Source organism: Staphylococcus sp. SUC_1.2, assembly GCF_026222585.1.
Map to the genome: position 1 here is coordinate 79,101 of NZ_JANJPM010000003.1, position 19,284 is coordinate 98,384.

Sequence of the window (19,284 nt, forward strand, 5' to 3'; positions counted from 1 at the left end):
CTATTGCAAAAAGTATAACACTTTCAGTTTACAAAAGCGCTTACATTTTCTATAATTAAAGTGAACTTAACCTAAGAAACAGGAGGATGGAAGATGAATATCCACGAGTATCAAGGTAAAGAAATATTTCGTGCTATGGGTGTAGCCGTTCCAGAAGGACGTGTAGCATTTACTGCTGAAGAAGCGGTGGAAAAGGCAAAAGAATTAAATTCAGATGTTTATGTAGTGAAATCACAAATTCACGCTGGGGGTAGAGGTAAAGCAGGTGGAGTTAAAATTGCTAAATCACTGTCTGAAGTTGAAACTTATGCTAATGAATTATTAGGCAAGCAATTAGTAACGCATCAAACTGGGCCTGAAGGTAAAGAAGTTAAACGCTTATATATCGAAGAAGGTTGTGATATTCAAAAAGAATATTATGTAGGCTTTGTCATTGATCGTGCTACTGATCGTATTACATTGATGGCTTCTGAAGAAGGTGGAACTGAAATTGAAGAAGTTGCAGCTAAAACGCCAGAAAAGATCTTTAAAGAAACAATCGATCCAGTGATAGGGTTATCACCATTCCAAGCACGTCGTATTGCATTCAATATCAATATTCCAAAAGAATCTGTAAATAAAGCAGCAAAATTCTTACTTTCTTTATATAATGTTTTTGTTGAAAAAGATTGTTCTATTGTTGAAATTAATCCACTTGTAACAACGGGTGATGGTGATGTTTTGGCTTTAGATGCGAAATTAAATTTTGATGATAATGCATTATTTAGACATAAAGATATTTTAGAATTACGTGATTTAGAAGAAGAAGATCCAAAAGAAATTCAAGCATCTAAATATGATTTATCATATATTGCTTTAGATGGTGACATTGGTTGTATGGTTAATGGTGCCGGATTAGCCATGGCTACAATGGATACAATTAATCATTTCGGTGGTACTCCAGCTAACTTCCTAGACGTTGGTGGCGGTGCTACAAAAGAAAAAGTAACTGAAGCATTCAAAATCATCTTGGGGGATGATAATGTTAAAGGTATTTTTGTAAATATCTTCGGTGGAATTATGAAATGTGATGTGATTGCAGAAGGTATTGTAGCAGCAGTTAAAGAAGTCGAATTAACTTTACCTTTAGTTGTTCGTTTAGAAGGCACAAACGTTAAACGTGGTAAAGAGATTTTAAATGAATCTGGTCTAGCAATTGAACCAGCAGCAACAATGGCTGAAGGTGCACAACAAATTGTTAAACTTGTTAAAGAAGCGTAAGGAAAGGATGGGAACACTAAAATGGGTGTATTTATAGATAAGAATACTAAGGTAATGGTGCAAGGTATTACAGGGTCTACTGCCCTTTTCCATACAAAACAAATGCTTGATTATGGCACACAAATTGTCGCAGGGGTAACACCAGGTAAAGGTGGACAAGTTGTTGAAGGCGTGCCAGTGTATAATACAGTAGCTGAAGCTAAAAAAGAAACAGGTGCTAACGTATCAGTAGTTTACGTACCAGCACCATTTGCTGCAGATTCAATTTTAGAAGCAGCTGATGCAGAATTAGATATGGTGATCTGTATTACTGAACATATTCCAGTTGTTGATATGATTAAAGTGAAACGTTATTTAGAGGGTAGAAAAACACGTTTAGTTGGACCGAACTGTCCTGGTGTAATTACGGCAGATGAATGTAAAATTGGTATCATGCCAGGTTATATTCATAAAAAAGGGCATGTAGGTGTTGTTTCTCGTTCAGGTACTTTAACATATGAAGCAGTACATCAATTAACTGAAGAAGGTATTGGTCAAACCACAGCAGTAGGTATCGGTGGGGACCCAGTTAACGGTACAAACTTTATCGATGTACTTAAAGCATTTAATGAAGATGAAGAAACAAAAGCTGTTGTTATGATTGGCGAAATCGGTGGTACTGCTGAAGAAGAAGCAGCTGAATGGGTCAAAGCAAACATGACTAAACCAGTGGTTGGTTTTGTTGGTGGACAAACAGCACCTCCAGGAAAACGTATGGGCCATGCAGGTGCAATCATCTCAGGTGGTAAAGGAACTGCTGCAGAAAAAATTAAAACGCTTAATGAATGTGGTGTTAAAACAGCAGATACACCATCAGAAATTGGTACAACACTAATTGAAGCGGCAAAAGAAGCAGGCATTTATGAAGAACTATTAACAGTGAAGTAGCAATTATGTAATTAATAATTGAATTCAAACTGTCAACAATTACTGAAATTTGTTGGCAGTTTTTCTTATATATATCGTAGACTACAATATATTATAAATGACTGAACGCTCTATTTTTCACATGTTATGAAATCAAAAAGTATACATAATCTTTTAATATTATTACTCCTTACATTTATATATCAAATTTGTCTTATAAATGAAATTTTACTGTTAATGATTCACGGTATAATAAATTAAAAGGAGACATTTACTTCATGAATGATTTTATTTTATTAAAAATGAGATGGATAGGGTATACGACCCAACATATTCATCATTTACTCAATGTATTTCCAAAATTTTTCAATGTTAATGAACATGATCAATTTGAAATGATCAATGAATGGGAATCTCTATATTTAAAAAAGAAGCGTTTTACTCAATTAACAGAGATTTCTTACGATTATATTCAAACCCAACTTTCTAGATATCAGGTTAACTATGTTACTTCATTTTCTTCTCAATATCCTTCATTGCTTAAAACTATTTACGACTATCCTTTTATATTATTTTATCGTGGAAATATACATTTATTATCATCTACGTATACTTTAGGTGTTGTAGGTTCACGTGAGGCCACAAATTATTCTAAGTGTGCACTAGATTATCTATTTCCTCACTTTATAAATATTCCACTAACGATTGTATCCGGTTTAGCGAAAGGTGCTGATAGCATAGCTCATCAATTCGCATTAAAACATCATCTTCCAACTATTGCAGTTCTAGGTTTTGGTCATTTAAATCATTATCCAAAGGAAACACGAAAGTTACGCAATATAATTGAAGAAACTGGTTTAGTCATAAGTGAATATCCTCCTTTAACAAAAATAAACAAATATCAATTCCCTGAAAGAAATCGTCTGATAAGCGGGTTGTCTCGTGGTGTATTAATTACTGAAGCTAAAATTAAAAGTGGTAGTCAAATTACAATAGATTGTGCTTTAGATCAAAATAGAAATGTTTATGTACTGCCTGGATCGATGTTTAATCCTTTGACAAAAGGAAATTTATTACGTGCTCAAGAAGGTGCAATGATTGTTTCAGAAGCAGAAGATATATTATATGATTATCGCTTTTTAAACGATTAAATATATAAATAATTAATTGTGAAAATTCAAAGGATATTTCACAAAAAAATATCTATATTGGATTAAAATATTGACAAAAACAAAATTAACCGTTTATCATTTATCTTTAGTAATTGAAAAAGCAAGGGGGAATTCACTTTGGCAGATAATTTAGTCATCGTTGAGTCGCCTGCAAAAGCGAAAACCATTGAAAAATATTTAGGTAAACGATATAAAGTTATTGCTTCTATGGGACACGTACGAGATTTACCAAGAAGTCAAATGGGTGTAGACGTAGAAGATAACTATGAACCAAAATATATAACTATTCGAGGTAAAGGTCCTGTTGTTAAAGATTTAAAAAAATATGCGAAAAAAGCTAAAAAAGTTTTCTTAGCTAGTGACCCTGACCGCGAAGGTGAAGCGATTGCTTGGCATTTATCAAAAATTTTAGAACTTGAAGAATCAAAAGAAAACAGAGTTGTATTTAATGAAATCACTAAGGATGCAGTAAAAGAAAGTTTTAAACATCCTCGTGGTATTGAAATGAATTTAGTTGATGCACAACAAGCGCGTCGTATTTTAGATAGACTTGTAGGTTATAATATTTCTCCAGTACTATGGAAGAAAGTAAAAAAAGGATTGTCAGCTGGTCGAGTACAATCAGTTGCTTTAAGATTAGTCATTGACCGTGAAAATGAAATCCGTAATTTTAAACCAGAAGAATATTGGTCAATTGAAGGTGAATTTAGATATAAAAAATCAAAGTTCACTGCTAAATTCTTACATTATAAAAACAAACCGTATAAATTAAAAACAAAAAAAGATGTTGAAAAAATTACATCCGAATTAAATGGTGATGAATTTGAAATCACTAATGTAAATAAAAAAGAAAAAACGAGATACCCTGCAAATCCATTTACAACGTCTACGTTACAACAAGAAGCAGCACGTAAACTTAATTTTAAAGCACGTAAGACTATGATGTTAGCACAGCAATTATATGAAGGTATCGATTTGAAACGACAAGGTACAGTTGGATTAATCACATATATGAGAACAGATTCAACACGAATCTCACAAACTGCTAAAGATGAAGCAAAATCATATATTGAAGAGAAGTATGGTACTGAGTATACTTCAAACCGTAAAACAAAAGGTAAACAAGGGGATCAAGATGCCCATGAAGCTATTCGTCCAACAAGTACATTACGTACACCAGATGAAATGAAAGCATATTTAACACGTGATCAACATCGCTTGTATAAATTAATTTGGGAACGTTTTGTAGCAAGTCAAATGGCTCCTGCAGTTTTAGATACTGTGGCTTTAGATGTAACACAAAATGACATTAAATTTAGAGCAAATGGACAAACAATCAAATTTAAAGGCTTTATGACATTATATGTTGAAGCAAAAGATGACAAAGATAATGATAAAGAAAATAAATTACCAAAATTAAATCAAGGTGACAAAGTAACTGCAACACAAATTGAACCGGCACAACATTTCACTCAACCACCTCCACGATACACAGAGGCACGATTAGTTAAAACATTAGAAGAATTAAAAATTGGTAGACCTTCAACATATGCTCCAACGATTGACACAATTCAAAAACGTAATTATGTTAAACTTGAAAGTAAACGTTTTGTACCAACTGAACTAGGAGAAATCGTGTATGAGCAAGTGAAGGATTACTTCCCAGAAATTATTGATGTTGAATTTACAGTTAATATGGAAACCTTGCTCGATAAAATTGCAGAAGGTGATATCGGTTGGAGAAAAGTTATCGATAATTTCTATGGTAGTTTTAAATTAGATGTTGCACGTGCAGAGGAAGAAATGGAAAAAGTTGAAATTAAAGATGAACCAGCCGGCGAAGATTGTGAAGTATGTGGAGCTCCTATGGTAATAAAAATGGGACGTTATGGTAAATTTATGGCGTGCTCGAATTTCCCAGATTGTCGAAATACAAAAGCTATTGTTAAAACTATTGGTGTCACTTGTCCAAAATGCAAAGATGGCGATGTAGTTGAGAGAAAATCTAAGAAAAATAGATTATTTTATGGTTGTTCGAATTATCCAGAGTGTGATTTTATTTCTTGGGATAAACCAATAGGAAGAGATTGTCCAAAATGTAATCATTACTTGATGCAACATAAAAAAGGACGTAGTTCTCAAGTGATTTGTTCTAATTGTGACTATAAAGAAGAAGTACAAAAATAGAGTTTTATTAAAGGAGAATGTATATGAGTCAAACTGTTAATGTTATAGGCGCAGGATTAGCTGGTTCAGAAGCAGCTTATCAATTAGCAGAACGTGGTATTAAAGTGAATTTAATCGAAATGCGTCCTGTTAAACAAACGCCTGCCCATCATACAGATAAATTTGCTGAGTTAGTATGTTCTAATTCACTACGTGGTAATGCATTAACAAATGGTGTAGGTGTGCTTAAAGAAGAAATGCGACGTTTAGATTCATTAATCATCGCAGCAGCTGATAAAGCTAGAGTTCCAGCTGGTGGTGCATTAGCAGTAGATAGACATGACTTTGCTGGTTATATTACAGATACATTGAAAAATCATCCTAATGTAACTGTTTTGAATAAAGAAATTCACAGTATTCCAGAAGGACATACAATCATTGCAACAGGCCCGTTAACAACTGAACATTTAGCTAAAGAAATTGTAGAAATTACAGGTAAAGATCAACTATATTTCTACGATGCAGCAGCTCCAATCATTGAAAAAGATTCAATTGATATGGATAAAGTCTATTTGAAATCACGCTATGATAAAGGTGAAGCAGCATATTTAAACTGCCCTATGACTGAAGAAGAATTCAATCGTTTTTATGATGCGGTATTAGAAGCTGAAGTTGCACCTGTAAATGAATTTGAAAAAGAAAAATATTTTGAAGGATGTATGCCATTTGAAGTGATGGCTGGTAGAGGTCGTAAAACATTACTATTTGGTCCAATGAAACCAGTAGGATTAGAAGACCCTAAAACTGGTAAACGTCCATATGCAGTAGTGCAATTACGTCAAGATGACGCGGCTGGTACGCTTTATAATATTGTCGGCTTCCAAACACATTTAAAATGGGGCGCTCAAAAAGAAGTCATTCAATTAATTCCAGGTTTAGAAAATATTGATATTGTTAGATATGGTGTGATGCATAGAAATACCTTCATTAATTCACCTGATGTTTTAAATGAAAAATATGAATTAATTAATAATGATAGAATTCAATTTGCAGGACAAATGACAGGTGTGGAAGGATATGTTGAAAGTGCAGCAAGTGGACTTGTAGCAGGTATCAATTTAGCGCATAAGTTACTTGGAAAAGGAGAAGTGATTTTTCCAAGAGAAACAATGATAGGCAGTATGGCTTATTATATTTCTCATGCTAAAAATGAAAAAAACTTCCAACCAATGAATGCTAACTTTGGTTTATTGCCGTCACTTGATCGCCGCATTAAAGATAAAAAAGAACGTTATGAAGCACAAGCATATCGTGCACTAGACTATTTAGAAAATTTCAAAAAAACGTTATAGATTTAAATTATAATAAAATATTTTGAAGGAATTTTTAAATTATTCACAAATTCTCAAAAGATTTTGAATTCTATAGCTAATTATTTTAGTCCCCCTCAGTTTATATGCTACAATGCATATGATGGAGGGGATTTTTAGTGGAAGAAATCCAAAAGAAATTTTTGAATATGCTTAAAGTTGAAAGAAATTTCTCCGACCATACATTAAAAGCGTATCATGACGATTTAGCTCAATTTAATCAGTTTTTAGAACAAGAACTGTTAAATTTAAGAACGTTTGAATATAAAGATGCAAGAAATTATCTAAGTTATTTATATTCCAATAATTTGAAACGTACTACTGTATCAAGAAAAATATCAACATTAAGAACATTTTATGAGTTCTGGATGACTCAAGATACATCTGTAAATAATCCTTTTATACAACTTGTACATCCTAAGAAAGAGCAATATCTTCCTCAATTTTTTTATGAAGAAGAAATGGAAGCATTATTTAATACTGTTTCAAACGATGCAAAAAAAGGATTAAGAGATAGAGTAGTAATTGAATTATTATATGCAACAGGCATTCGTGTTTCAGAACTTGTGAATATAAAGGTTATGGATTTAGATATGAATCTTCCAGGGGTAAAGGTATTGGGTAAGGGAAATAAAGAACGATTTGTGCCTTTTGGAGAGTTTTGTAGACAAAGTATTGAACAATATTTAGAAAAATTCAAACCACTTAAAGGTAAAAGTCATCCTTATTTAATTGTTAATATGAAAGGTGATCCTATTACTGAGAGGGGTATTAGATATCTTCTCAATGATGTAGTTAAACGTACAGCGGGGGTAACTGAAATCCACCCTCATAAATTAAGACATACATTTGCTACACATTTATTGAATCAAGGTGCAGACCTAAGAACAGTTCAATCTTTATTAGGACACGTTAACCTTTCTACAACTGGTAAGTATACACATGTATCTAATCAACAATTGCGCAAAGTGTATTTAAATGCACATCCTCGAGCAAAAAAGGAGAGTAAATAAATGAGTAAGACATCATTACATGCTACAACGATATATGCTGTAAGACACAATGGAGAAGCGGCAATGGCTGGAGACGGTCAAGTTACACTTGGTGAACAAGTAATTATGAAGCAAACAGCTAGAAAAGTAAGACGCTTATACGAAGGTAAAGTGTTAGCAGGATTTGCAGGAAGCGTAGCCGATGCATTTACATTATTTGAAAAATTTGAAACTAAATTACAACAATTTAGCGGTAATTTAGAACGCGCTGCTGTAGAACTTGCTCAAGAATGGCGTGGAGATAAGCAATTACGTCAACTGGAAGCCATGCTTATCGTAATGGATAAAGATGGTATTTTAGTGGTAAGTGGTACAGGTGAAGTCATTGCGCCTGACGATGATTTAATCGCTATTGGTTCAGGAGGAAACTATGCATTAAGTGCAGGAAGAGCACTTAAACGTCATGCTTCACATATGACTGCTAAAGAAATGGCATATGAAAGCTTAAAAGTGGCTTCAGATATTTGTGTATTTACAAATGATAATATTATTGTTGAGACTTTATAAATAACATATATAAACAAAACGGAAATGAATTGATATGGACATACATTAAGGTGGAGGTAATAGTAAATGGATGCAAACGGTATAAAATTAACACCTAAAGATATCGTATCTAAATTGGACGAATATATTGTAGGTCAAGAAGATGCAAAACGTAAAGTAGCAATCGCGTTAAGAAATAGATACAGAAGAAGTCTTCTTGATGAAGAAACTAAGCAAGAAATTGCACCCAAAAATATTTTAATGATTGGCCCAACTGGTGTAGGTAAAACAGAAATTGCACGCCGTATGGCAAAAGTCGTAGGTGCACCATTCATTAAAGTAGAAGCTACAAAATTCACTGAAGTTGGATATGTTGGACGTGATGTAGAAAGTATGGTTAGAGACTTGGTGGACGTGTCTGTAAGACTCGTAAAAGAGCAAAAGAAATCATTAGTTGAAGATGAAGCAACACAAAAAGCTAATGAAAAATTAGTAAAATTACTTGTTCCTAGTATGAAGAAAAAAGCAGCTCAAAATAATAATCCACTTGAATCTCTTTTAGGTGGTGCTATTCCTAATTTTAATCAGAATGACGAGGAAGAAGAAGCCCCTACAGAAGAAATCAAAACAAAACGGTCAGAAATAAGACAACAACTTTTAGCAGGTAAGCTAGAAGAAGAAAAAGTTAGAATCAAAGTTGAACAAGACCCTGGCGCATTAGGAATGTTAGGCACGAGTCAAAATCAACAAATGCAAGATATGATGAATCAATTGATGCCTAAACGAAAAGTAGAAAGAGAAGTACCAGTAAAAACAGCACGTAAAATTCTTACTGATGATTTTGCAGATGAATTAATTGATCAAGAAACTGCTAATCAAGAAGCTTTAGAATTAGCAGAACAAATGGGAATTATCTTTATCGATGAGATTGATAAAGTCGCTACAAACAATTCCAATAGTGGTCAAGATGTATCAAGACAAGGTGTTCAAAGAGATATATTACCAATCCTTGAAGGTAGCATGATTCAAACTAAGTATGGTACTGTAAATACTGAGCACATGCTATTTATTGGTGCTGGCGCTTTCCATGTTTCTAAACCAAGTGACTTGATTCCTGAGTTACAAGGGCGTTTTCCAATTCGAGTTGAACTTGAAAGCTTAACAGTCAATGATTTCTATAGAATATTGACTGAACCTAAGTTATCTCTTATAAAGCAGTATGAAGCACTGTTAAAAACTGAAGAAGTTACGGTCAACTTCTCTGATGAAGCGATAACACGATTAGCTGAAATGGCATATCAAGTGAATCAAGATACAGACAATATTGGTGCACGTCGATTACACACTATTTTAGAAAAAATGTTAGAAGATTTATCTTTTGAAGCACCAAATATGCCAAATGCAGTAGTAGATATAACACCACAGTATGTTGATGATAAGTTGAAATCTATTTCAACAAACAAAGATTTAAGTGCATTTATTTTATAATATAAATAAAGGAGAAATTTTATGAGCTTATTATCTAAAACTAGAGAATTAAATACATTATTACAAAAACATAAAGGCATTGCGGTAGACTTTAAAGATGTTGCTCAGACTATTAGTAATGTAACTGTTACAAATGTCTTCATCGTTTCTCGTAGAGGTAAAATTTTAGGTTCAAGTTTAAATGAACTTTTAAAGAGTGAACGAATTAGTAATATGTTGACTGAAAGTAAACATATTCCAAGTGAATACACTGAACTACTTATGCAAGTTCAACAAACTGAAGCGAATATTGATATTGATTCAGACTTGACAGTATTCCCTCCAGAACACAGAGATGTATTTATTAATAGTAGAACAACCATCTTCCCGATTTTAGGGGGAGGCGAACGCTTAGGTACACTGATTCTAGGAAGAGTTAAAGATGACTTTAATGAAAATGATTTAGTGCTTGGCGAATACGCTGCAACTGTTATTGGTATGGAAATTTTACGTGAGAAACATAATGAAGTTGAGAAAGAAGCACGTGATAAAGCTGCTATTACAATGGCAATCAATTCATTATCTTATTCTGAAAAAGAAGCGATTGAACATATTTTTGAGGAACTTGGTGGTAATGAAGGTCTATTAATTGCATCTAAAGTAGCAGATAGAGTAGGTATTACACGTTCTGTAATTGTAAATGCGTTACGTAAATTAGAAAGTGCTGGTGTAATAGAATCACGATCGCTTGGCATGAAAGGTACATTTATTAAAGTTAAAAAAGAAAAATTCTTAGATGAACTTAATCGAAGTGAATAAATATTTTTTAAAACTACTATCTATCTATTAAAATTAAGATAGTAGTTTTTTATTTTACACAGTTAAAAAATGTTGCGTAATGATTCTAGATATGATATTATTATTGACGGCTATAAAGCCAATACACACGTAGTGAATGTAAATATAAAGGGTGCAGTCTTAAGTATTGTCTTTATATTAGTTTACTATGGAGGTAATTAACCAATAGGAGGAATTTAACATGGCAGTAATTTCAATGAAACAATTACTAGAAGCCGGTGTTCACTTCGGTCACCAAACACGCCGTTGGAACCCAAAAATGAAAAAATATATCTTTACTGAAAGAAATGGTATTTATATCATTGACTTACAAAAAACAGTAAAAAAAGTTGAAGAAGCTTATAACTTCTTAAAACAAGTATCTGAAGATGGCGGTAAAGTCTTATTCGTAGGTACTAAAAAACAAGCACAAGAATCAGTTAAAGCTGAAGCAGAACGTGCTGGTCAATTCTACGTTAACCAAAGATGGTTAGGTGGAATCTTAACTAATTATAAAACAATCTCAAAACGTATTAAACGTATTTCTGAAATTGAAAAAATGGAAGAAGACGGTTTATTTGACGTTTTACCTAAAAAAGAAGTTGTTGAACTTAAAAAAGAATATGACCGTTTAATCAAATTCTTAGGCGGTATTCGTGATATGAAATCTATGCCTCAAGCATTATTCGTAGTTGACCCTCGTAAAGAGCGCAATGCGATTGCTGAAGCACGTAAATTAAATATCCCTATCGTTGGTATCGTTGACACTAACTGTGATCCTGATGAAATCGACTATGTTATCCCAGCGAATGATGATGCTATTCGTGCCGTTAAATTATTAACTGGTAAAATGGCTGACGCTGTCTTAGAAGGTCAACAAGGTATTTCAAACGATGAAGTAGCTGCAGAACAAAACATCGATTTAGATGAAAGTGAAGAAACTCAAAAAGCAGAATCAACTGAAGAAAATACTACTGTTGAATCAAACTAAGATATAGTTTAAATGGGTGATAAGATGTAATGCTTATCGCCCTTTTTTTAAAATATTTATTTAAAATGGATAGTAAATTGGGTATAAATATAAAAGATAAATATTCAATTATACTTTTAAATCAGATTTTATTTTTAAAACAACCTTAATTTAAAAAATTATTAATAAATCGTAATAGAGTATTGGAAATAATAGTACCTTTAATGGTAATATTTAAATATCATCTATTATTACAATTAGACATATTGGAGGAATAATTAATGGCAATTTCAGCAAAACTTGTTAAAGAATTACGTGAAAGAACTGGCGCAGGTATGATGGATTGTAAAAAAGCGCTAACTGAAACTGATGGAGATATCGATAAAGCAATCGACTACTTACGTGAAAAAGGTATTGCTAAAGCAGCTAAAAAAGCTGATCGAATCGCTGCTGAAGGTTTAGTACATGTAGAAGTAAAAGGTAATGAAGCAGCAATCGTTGAAATTAACTCTGAAACTGATTTCGTTGCTCGAAACGAAGGATTCCAAGAATTAGTTAAAGAAATTGCTAATCAAATCCTTGAAAGTAAAGCTGAAACAGTAGAAGCTTTATTAGAAACTAAATTAGCAAGTGGTCAAACAGTTGATGAAAGAATGAAAGAGGCTATCTCAACAATCGGTGAAAAATTAAGCATCCGTCGTTTTGCTATTAGAACTAAATCTGATAACGATGCTTTTGGTGCATACTTACACATGGGTGGACGTATCGGTGTATTGACTGTTGTTGAAGGTTCTACTGATGAAGAAGCAGCTAAAGATGTAGCAATGCACATCGCTGCAATTAATCCTAAATATGTTTCTTCAGACCAAGTAAGTGACGAAGAAATTAATCACGAAAGAGAAGTATTAAAACAACAAGCATTAAATGAAGGTAAACCTGAAAATATCGTTGAAAAAATGGTTGAAGGTCGTTTACGTAAATATCTTCAAGAAATTTGTGCTGTTGACCAAAACTTCGTTAAAGACCCAGATCAAACAGTTGAAGCTTTCTTAAAATCTAAAGGCGGTAAATTAGCTGACTTCGTACGTTATGAAGTAGGCGAAGGTATGGAAAAACGCGAAGAAAACTTTGCTGATGAAGTTAAAGGTCAAATGAAATAATTTGTTCACATTATTCTAACAAGAAAGAAGACACCTTTAAGGAATTCTATATAATAAAATTCTTTTATTATAGAAGACCATTAGTGTCTTCTTTACTTGTATATATTACATATCATTAATCATAGAGAGGAAAAAATAATGGCGCAGACTTCTAAATATAAACGTGTAGTACTGAAACTTAGTGGTGAAGCACTTGCAGGTGAAAAAGGTTTTGGTATCAATCCTATCATCATTAAAAGTGTAGCAAAACAAGTCGCTGAAGTAGCTAAAATGGATTGTGAAATAGCGGTTATCGTTGGTGGCGGTAATATTTGGAGAGGTAAAACAGGTAGCGATTTAGGCATGGACCGTGGTACAGCTGATTATATGGGCATGCTTGCTACTGTAATGAATGCATTGGCATTACAAGATAGTTTAGAGCAATTAGATTGTGATACACGAGTATTAACTTCAATTGAAATGAAACAGGTTGCTGAGCCTTATATTCGTCGTCGCGCAATTAGACATTTAGAGAAAAAACGCGTAGTTATTTTTGCAGCTGGTATTGGTAATCCATACTTCTCTACTGACACAACTGCAGCACTACGTGCAGCTGAAGTAGAGGCCGATGTCATTTTAATGGGTAAAAATAATGTTGATGGTGTGTATTCTGCCGACCCAAAAATTGATAAAAATGCTGTAAAATATGATCATCTAACACATATTCAAATGTTACAAGAAGGCCTACAAGTTATGGATTCAACTGCTTCTTCATTCTGTATGGATAATAACATTCCATTAAATGTATTCTCTATTATGGAAGAAGGCAATATTAAACGTGCCGTTATGGGCGAAAAAATTGGTACATTAATTACTAAATAATTAGAGGTGTAAATGTATGAGTGAGATAATTCAAGATACAAAATCTAGAATGAAAAAATCAATTGAAAATTTATCACGTGAATTAGCTAATATTAGTGCGGGTAGAGCGAATTCTAATTTATTAAACGGAGTAAATGTTGATTATTATGGTGCGCCAACACCAGTTCAACAGTTAGCGAGTATAAACGTGCCTGAAGCACGCTTACTTGTCATTTCTCCATATGATAAATCATCTGTAGCTGATATTGAAAAAGCGATTATTGCTGCTAACCTAGGTGTGAACCCTACTAGTGACGGTGAAGTTATTCGTATCACTGTTCCTGCTTTAACTGAAGAACGCCGTAAAGAATTAGTTAAAAATGTTAAAAAAATCGGTGAAGATTCAAAAGTTTCAATCCGTAATATTCGTCGTGATATCAATGATCAATTGAAAAAAGACGAAAAAAATGGAGACATTACTGAAGATGATTTAAGAAGCCAAACAGAAGATGTTCAAAAAGTAACAGACAATTCAATTAAAGAAATTGATAATTTAGTTGATGAAAAAGAAAAAGATATTATGTCTGTTTAATATTTCATCATACTCTTCTATGACAAGATTATAAATTGTTTTAGTCTAAACTGTGCCAAGTCAGACTTTGGTACAGTTTTTTAATTTGCTTATTCAATGCCATTATTTAGTATGATAAAATGATAGATGATTTCTTAAATAACCTATATAATATAACAGAAATGATCAGGCTCGGAGGAAAGACCATGTTTAGAAAGCTAATAAAAAGAAATAAGACTAAAATCAATCAAAATGATGATTTAGATATACATAATTTACCTGAACATATAGCAATTATCATGGACGGAAATGGTCGTTGGGCAAAAAAGCGTAAAATGCCTAGAATTAAAGGTCACTATGAAGGTATGCAAACCATAAAAAAAGTGACACGTGAAGCAAGTCATTTAGGTATTAAATATTTAACTTTATACGCTTTTTCAACGGAAAATTGGTCAAGACCTGAAAGTGAAGTTAATTATATCATGAATTTACCTGTGAATTTTTTAAAAACATTTCTACCAGAACTTATAGAGAAAAATGTTAAGATAGAAACTATTGGTTTTTTAGATGCAGTACCCCAATCAACAATTGAGGCGATTAATTATGCTAAAGAAAAAACCAAAAATAATACAGGCTTGAAATTAGTATTTGCCATTAATTATGGTGGACGAGCTGAACTTGTTCAAAGTATGAAATCAATTTATGATGAACTTCAACGTAATGGTCAAAACAGTGATGATATTGATGAATTGATGATTTCCAAACATTTAATGACCCATCCATATCCAGATCCAGATTTATTAATACGTACATCTGGAGAACAACGCCTTAGTAACTTCTTAATTTGGCAGGCTTCGTATAGTGAATTTATTTTTAATGAGAAGTTATGGCCAGACTTTGATGGTGAAGAATTAAAACAATGTATAAAAATATATCAATCTCGCCAAAGACGTTTTGGAGGATTAAGTGAGGAGTAAATTATGAAAGTAAGAACATTGACCGCGATTATAGCATTGCTTATTTTTCTACCTATATTATTAAAAGGTGGAACTATTTTAATGCTTTTTGCTTATTTGCTGGCGCTCATTGCTTTAAAAGAATTGTTAAATATGAATATGATTAAATTTTTATCAATTCCAGGTATTTTCAGTGCTATAGCGCTTATTATTATTATGCTTCCTCAGTCTGCCGGAGATTGGGTGAGTGATGTTCAATTAAAAAGTTTAATTGCAATGAGCTTCATACTATTAAGTTATACTGTACTTTCGAAAAACAGATTTAGCTTTATGGACGCTGCATTTTGTTTAATGTCTGTAGCATACGTTGGAATAGGATTTATGTATTTTTATGCTACACGTTCTTATGGTTTACATTATATACTTTTTGCATTTTTAATCGTATGGTTAACAGATACTGGCGCATATATATTTGGACGATTAATGGGAAAACACAAACTATGGCCAGTTATTAGTCCAAACAAAACGATTGAAGGTTTTATTGGAGGACTCATTTGTAGTTTAATTGTTCCACTTGTAATGATGTTTTTTGTAGATTTTCATCTAAATATTTGGCTGTTATTATTAATTACAATTATTTTAAGTGTATTTGGTCAATTAGGTGACTTAGTAGAATCTGGTTTTAAACGTCATTTTGGTGTTAAAGATTCAGGCAGAATCTTGCCAGGACATGGCGGTATTTTAGATAGATTTGATAGCTTTATGTTTGTTTTACCACTGTTAAACATTCTATTACTACAAATGTAATAAAAAATTAACGTTTTATTTATTTATGAAAAGCATATAATGATATAATTGAGGAGTTATTGAGTTCACATTTGATTAATATTATACAATCGTGTACTTTATAGCTCTTTTTTTAAAACTGTTTTTTTATACTAGAAATTATTATAAAATTTAAAATCTAAAATCTTATAATCTAGATAATTTAAATATTAAAATTAATTGAGGTGTTGTAAGTGAGTTATTTAATCACAATCGTCTCATTTATTATCGTATTTGGTGTACTCGTTACAGTACATGAATATGGACATATGTTTTTTGCAAAACGTGCAGGTATTATGTGTCCAGAATTTGCGATTGGAATGGGACCCAAAATTTTCAGTTTCCGTAAAGATGAAACGTTATATACAATACGTTTACTTCCAGTTGGTGGATATGTAAGAATGGCAGGAGATGGATTAGAAGAACCACCCGTTCAGCCAGGAATGAATGTTAAAATAAAACTAAATGAACAAGATGAAATTACACATATTATTTTAGATGATCAACATAAATTCCAAAAAATTGAAGCGATTGAAGTTAAACGATGTGATTTTAAAGATGATTTATATATTGAAGGTATTACAGCATATGATAATGAAAGACATCATTTTAATATTGCTAAAAAAGCTTACTTTGTTGAAAATGGTAGTTTAATTCAAATTGCACCAAGGCATCGTCAATTTACACATAAAAAACCATTACCTAAGTTTTTAACTTTATTTGCGGGCCCATTATTTAACTTTATTTTAGCTCTCGTACTATTTATTGGCTTAGCTTATTATCAAGGTACGCCTACCCCTACAGTAAAACAATTAGCAGACAATTATCCAGCACAAGAAGCTGGATTAAAAGCTGGAGATAAAATTGTTCAAGTTGGACACTATAAAATTAACGATTTTAGCGATATTCAAAGTGCACTTAATAAAACGAAAGACCATCAAACAACAATTAAAATTGTACGAGATGGTCACACCAAATCACTAGATGTTACACCTAAAAAACAAGTGATTAAACAGACAAAATTAAATTCTAAAACTTCTTATGTATTAGGTTTTCAACCTGCGAATGAACATTCACTATTTAAGCCATTAGCATTAGGCGTACAACAATTTTTAGATGCAAGTGTACTTATTTTTAAAGCAGTTGGAACAATGATTGGAAGTATTTTCACAGGTGGCTTTACTTTTGATATGTTAAATGGTCCAGTGGGTATTTATCACAATGTAGATTCTGTAGTAAAACAAGGTATTATTGCATTAACATACTATACGGCATTGCTGAGTGTTAACTTAGGGATTATGAACTTATTACCTATTCCAGCTTTAGATGGTGGTAGAATTTTATTTGTTATTTATGAAGCGATATTTAGAAGACCAGTAAACAAAAAAGCTGAAACTGCAATTATTGCTGTTGGAGCTATATTTGTAGTGATTATTATGGTCTTAGTCACTTGGAATGATATACAACGTTATTTCTTATAATTTAGGAGGATAAAAAATGAAACAATCGAAAGTCTTTATACCAACAATGAGAGAAGTCCCTTCTGAAGCTGAGGCTTTAAGTCATCAGTTGTTATTAAAAGCAGGTTTAATTAAACAAAGCACAAGTGGTATTTATAGTTATTTACCCTTAGCAACACGTGTACTAAATCATATTTCTAAAATCATTCGTGAAGAAATGGAAAATATTGATGCAGTTGAGATTTTAATGCCAGCATTGCAGCAAGCAGAACTTTGGGAAGAGTCGGGACGTTGGGGCGCTTATGGTCCTGAATTAATGCGATTAAAAGACCGTAATGGAAGAGAATTTGCTTTAGGACCTACTCACGAAGAAGTAGTGACTTCTATCGTTAGAGACGAATTAAAGTCTTATAAACAATTACCATTAACATTATTCCAAATTCAATCTAAGTTCCGTGATGAAAAACGTCCACGTTTTGGTTTATTACGTGGAAGAGAGTTCATCATGAAAGATGCTTATTCTTTCCATGCTGATGAAGCATCATTAGATCAAACATATCAAGAGATGTACAATGCTTATAGTCGTATTTTTAAACGTGTTGGAATTAATGCGCGTCCAGTAGTAGCTGATTCAGGTGCTATTGGCGGTAATCATACACATGAATTTATGGCTTTAAGTGAAATTGGTGAAGATACGATTGTGTATAGTGAAAATAGTGATTATGCAGCAAATATTGAAAAAGCTGAAGTTAAGTATTATCCAAATGAGAAACATACAGACATTAAATCACTAGAAAAAATAGAAACGCCAAATATTAAAACAGCTCAAGAATTGGCTGACTTTTTAAATCGTCCAATTGATGAAATTGTAAAAACAATGATTTTCAAAGTGGATGGAGAATTCATGATGTTCTTAGTAAGAGGCCATCACGAGCTCAATGATGTGAAGGTGAAAGCATACTTTGAAACTGATAATGTGGAAATGGCGACTCAAGATGAAATTGTAAATTTACTTGGAGCAAATCCTGGTTCATTAGGACCTATTCATAATAAAGACATTAAAATTATTGCTGATAATTTTGTTAAAGATTTAAATAACATAGTGGTAGGTGCTAATGAAGATGGCTATCACTATATTAATGCAAATGTTGAGCGTGATTTTAATATCGATGAATACGGAGACTTTAGATTTATTTTAGAAGGTGAACCGTTAAGTGATGGTTCTGGAAATGCAAATTTTGCAGAAGGTATTGAAGTTGGACAAGTATTTAAACTGGGAACGAAATATTCTGAAGCAATGAATGCTAAATTTTTAGATAATCAAGGTAAAGCGCAACCTTTAATTATGGGTTGCTATGGTATCGGAGTGTCTAGAACATTAAGTGCGATTGTTGAGCAAAATAATGATGAAAATGGTATTATTTGGCCAAAGTCAGTCACTCCATTTGATTTACATTTAATTACAATCAATCCTAAAAAAGAAGAACAACTTGAATTAGGAGATAAATTATACTCAGAATTACAATCTAAATATGATGTACTTTATGATGATCGTAAAGAGCGTGCAGGCGTTAAATTTAATGACGCTGATTTAATTGGTTTACCGATAAGAATTGTTGTAGGTAAAAATGCAAGTGAAGGTATTGTTGAAGTTAAAGTGCGTCAAACGGGTGAAAGTGAAGAAGTTCATGTTAATGAATTAGACAATCACATTGCTTCACTCTATGAAAAACTATAGGTGCACATGAATAAAAATGGTTGGAACATTTTGTTGTTTCCAACCTCT

Annotated in this window: 18 protein-coding genes; all 18 read left to right on the plus strand. The window is 32.5% G+C overall.

The genetic code is table 11. The features are described 5' to 3' along the window. Positions 1 to 93 precede the first annotated feature (93 nt). The 18 genes from sucC (at position 94) to NR218_RS02035 (ending at position 19,236) form a co-directional block, all read left to right on the plus strand. The gene (gene sucC / locus NR218_RS01950) at positions 94 to 1,260 is read left to right on the plus strand and encodes an ADP-forming succinate--CoA ligase subunit beta (RefSeq protein WP_265883235.1); all 1,167 of its coding nucleotides are present in this window, start codon (positions 94 to 96) and stop codon (positions 1,258 to 1,260) included. 21 nt (positions 1,261 to 1,281) lie between these two features. Continuing rightward, the gene (gene sucD / locus NR218_RS01955) at positions 1,282 to 2,187 is read left to right on the plus strand and encodes a succinate--CoA ligase subunit alpha (protein WP_037540990.1); all 906 of its coding nucleotides are present in this window, start codon (positions 1,282 to 1,284) and stop codon (positions 2,185 to 2,187) included. Positions 2,188 to 2,444: 257 nt separating this feature from the next. Beyond that, entirely contained in the window at positions 2,445 to 3,317 is an 873-nt protein-coding gene (gene dprA / locus NR218_RS01960) for a DNA-processing protein DprA (RefSeq protein ID WP_019835580.1), read from the plus strand. A gap of 138 nt (positions 3,318 to 3,455) precedes the next feature. Beyond that, on the plus strand, positions 3,456 to 5,525 hold the full coding sequence (gene topA, locus NR218_RS01965; RefSeq protein ID WP_017174596.1) for a type I DNA topoisomerase: 2,070 nt from the start codon (positions 3,456 to 3,458) through the stop codon (positions 5,523 to 5,525). Between the two features lie 23 nt (positions 5,526 to 5,548). Further along, complete coding sequence (gene trmFO / locus NR218_RS01970) at positions 5,549 to 6,856, plus strand: FADH(2)-oxidizing methylenetetrahydrofolate--tRNA-(uracil(54)-C(5))-methyltransferase TrmFO (RefSeq protein ID WP_048762383.1); 1,308 nt, start codon at positions 5,549 to 5,551, stop codon at positions 6,854 to 6,856. 137 nt (positions 6,857 to 6,993) lie between these two features. Next, positions 6,994 to 7,887 carry a tyrosine recombinase XerC gene (gene xerC, locus NR218_RS01975; protein ID WP_017174598.1) on the plus strand — a complete coding sequence of 298 codons (894 nt, stop codon included), beginning with the start codon at positions 6,994 to 6,996 and terminating at the stop codon, positions 7,885 to 7,887. Beyond that, complete coding sequence (hslV, locus tag NR218_RS01980) at positions 7,888 to 8,433, plus strand: ATP-dependent protease subunit HslV (RefSeq protein WP_002448739.1); 546 nt, start codon at positions 7,888 to 7,890, stop codon at positions 8,431 to 8,433. A 66-nt stretch (positions 8,434 to 8,499) separates the two neighbouring features. Further along, the gene (hslU, locus tag NR218_RS01985) at positions 8,500 to 9,900 is read left to right on the plus strand and encodes an ATP-dependent protease ATPase subunit HslU (protein WP_017174599.1); all 1,401 of its coding nucleotides are present in this window, start codon (positions 8,500 to 8,502) and stop codon (positions 9,898 to 9,900) included. A 21-nt stretch (positions 9,901 to 9,921) separates the two neighbouring features. Further along, positions 9,922 to 10,698, plus strand: coding sequence for a GTP-sensing pleiotropic transcriptional regulator CodY (gene codY, locus NR218_RS01990; RefSeq protein ID WP_017174600.1), 777 nt, complete (start codon positions 9,922 to 9,924; stop codon positions 10,696 to 10,698). A 69-nt stretch (positions 10,699 to 10,767) separates the two neighbouring features. Next, positions 10,768 to 10,899 (plus strand): hypothetical protein, encoded by a 132-nt coding sequence (locus tag NR218_RS01995; protein ID WP_256096029.1) that lies wholly within the window; start codon positions 10,768 to 10,770, stop codon positions 10,897 to 10,899. A 19-nt stretch (positions 10,900 to 10,918) separates the two neighbouring features. Beyond that, positions 10,919 to 11,707: a 30S ribosomal protein S2 gene (gene rpsB / locus NR218_RS02000; protein ID WP_002448842.1), complete on the plus strand. Its 789-nt coding sequence runs from the start codon at positions 10,919 to 10,921 to the stop codon at positions 11,705 to 11,707. A 260-nt stretch (positions 11,708 to 11,967) separates the two neighbouring features. Beyond that, the gene (gene tsf, locus NR218_RS02005) at positions 11,968 to 12,846 is read left to right on the plus strand and encodes a translation elongation factor Ts (protein WP_017174601.1); all 879 of its coding nucleotides are present in this window, start codon (positions 11,968 to 11,970) and stop codon (positions 12,844 to 12,846) included. 138 nt (positions 12,847 to 12,984) lie between these two features. Beyond that, positions 12,985 to 13,707, plus strand: coding sequence for a UMP kinase (gene pyrH, locus NR218_RS02010; RefSeq protein WP_017174602.1), 723 nt, complete (start codon positions 12,985 to 12,987; stop codon positions 13,705 to 13,707). Positions 13,708 to 13,723: 16 nt separating this feature from the next. Then, a complete protein-coding gene (gene frr / locus NR218_RS02015; protein ID WP_017174603.1) occupies positions 13,724 to 14,278 on the plus strand; it encodes a ribosome recycling factor in 555 nt (184 codons plus the stop codon). Between the two features lie 185 nt (positions 14,279 to 14,463). Beyond that, positions 14,464 to 15,234: an isoprenyl transferase gene (locus NR218_RS02020; RefSeq protein ID WP_101804170.1), complete on the plus strand. Its 771-nt coding sequence runs from the start codon at positions 14,464 to 14,466 to the stop codon at positions 15,232 to 15,234. Between the two features lie 3 nt (positions 15,235 to 15,237). After that, complete coding sequence (locus NR218_RS02025; protein WP_017174605.1) at positions 15,238 to 16,020, plus strand: phosphatidate cytidylyltransferase; 783 nt, start codon at positions 15,238 to 15,240, stop codon at positions 16,018 to 16,020. A gap of 212 nt (positions 16,021 to 16,232) precedes the next feature. After that, positions 16,233 to 17,519 (plus strand): RIP metalloprotease RseP, encoded by a 1,287-nt coding sequence (gene rseP, locus NR218_RS02030; protein ID WP_017174606.1) that lies wholly within the window; start codon positions 16,233 to 16,235, stop codon positions 17,517 to 17,519. Between the two features lie 16 nt (positions 17,520 to 17,535). After that, positions 17,536 to 19,236 (plus strand): proline--tRNA ligase, encoded by a 1,701-nt coding sequence (locus tag NR218_RS02035; RefSeq protein WP_019835117.1) that lies wholly within the window; start codon positions 17,536 to 17,538, stop codon positions 19,234 to 19,236. Positions 19,237 to 19,284: the final 48 nt, after the last annotated feature.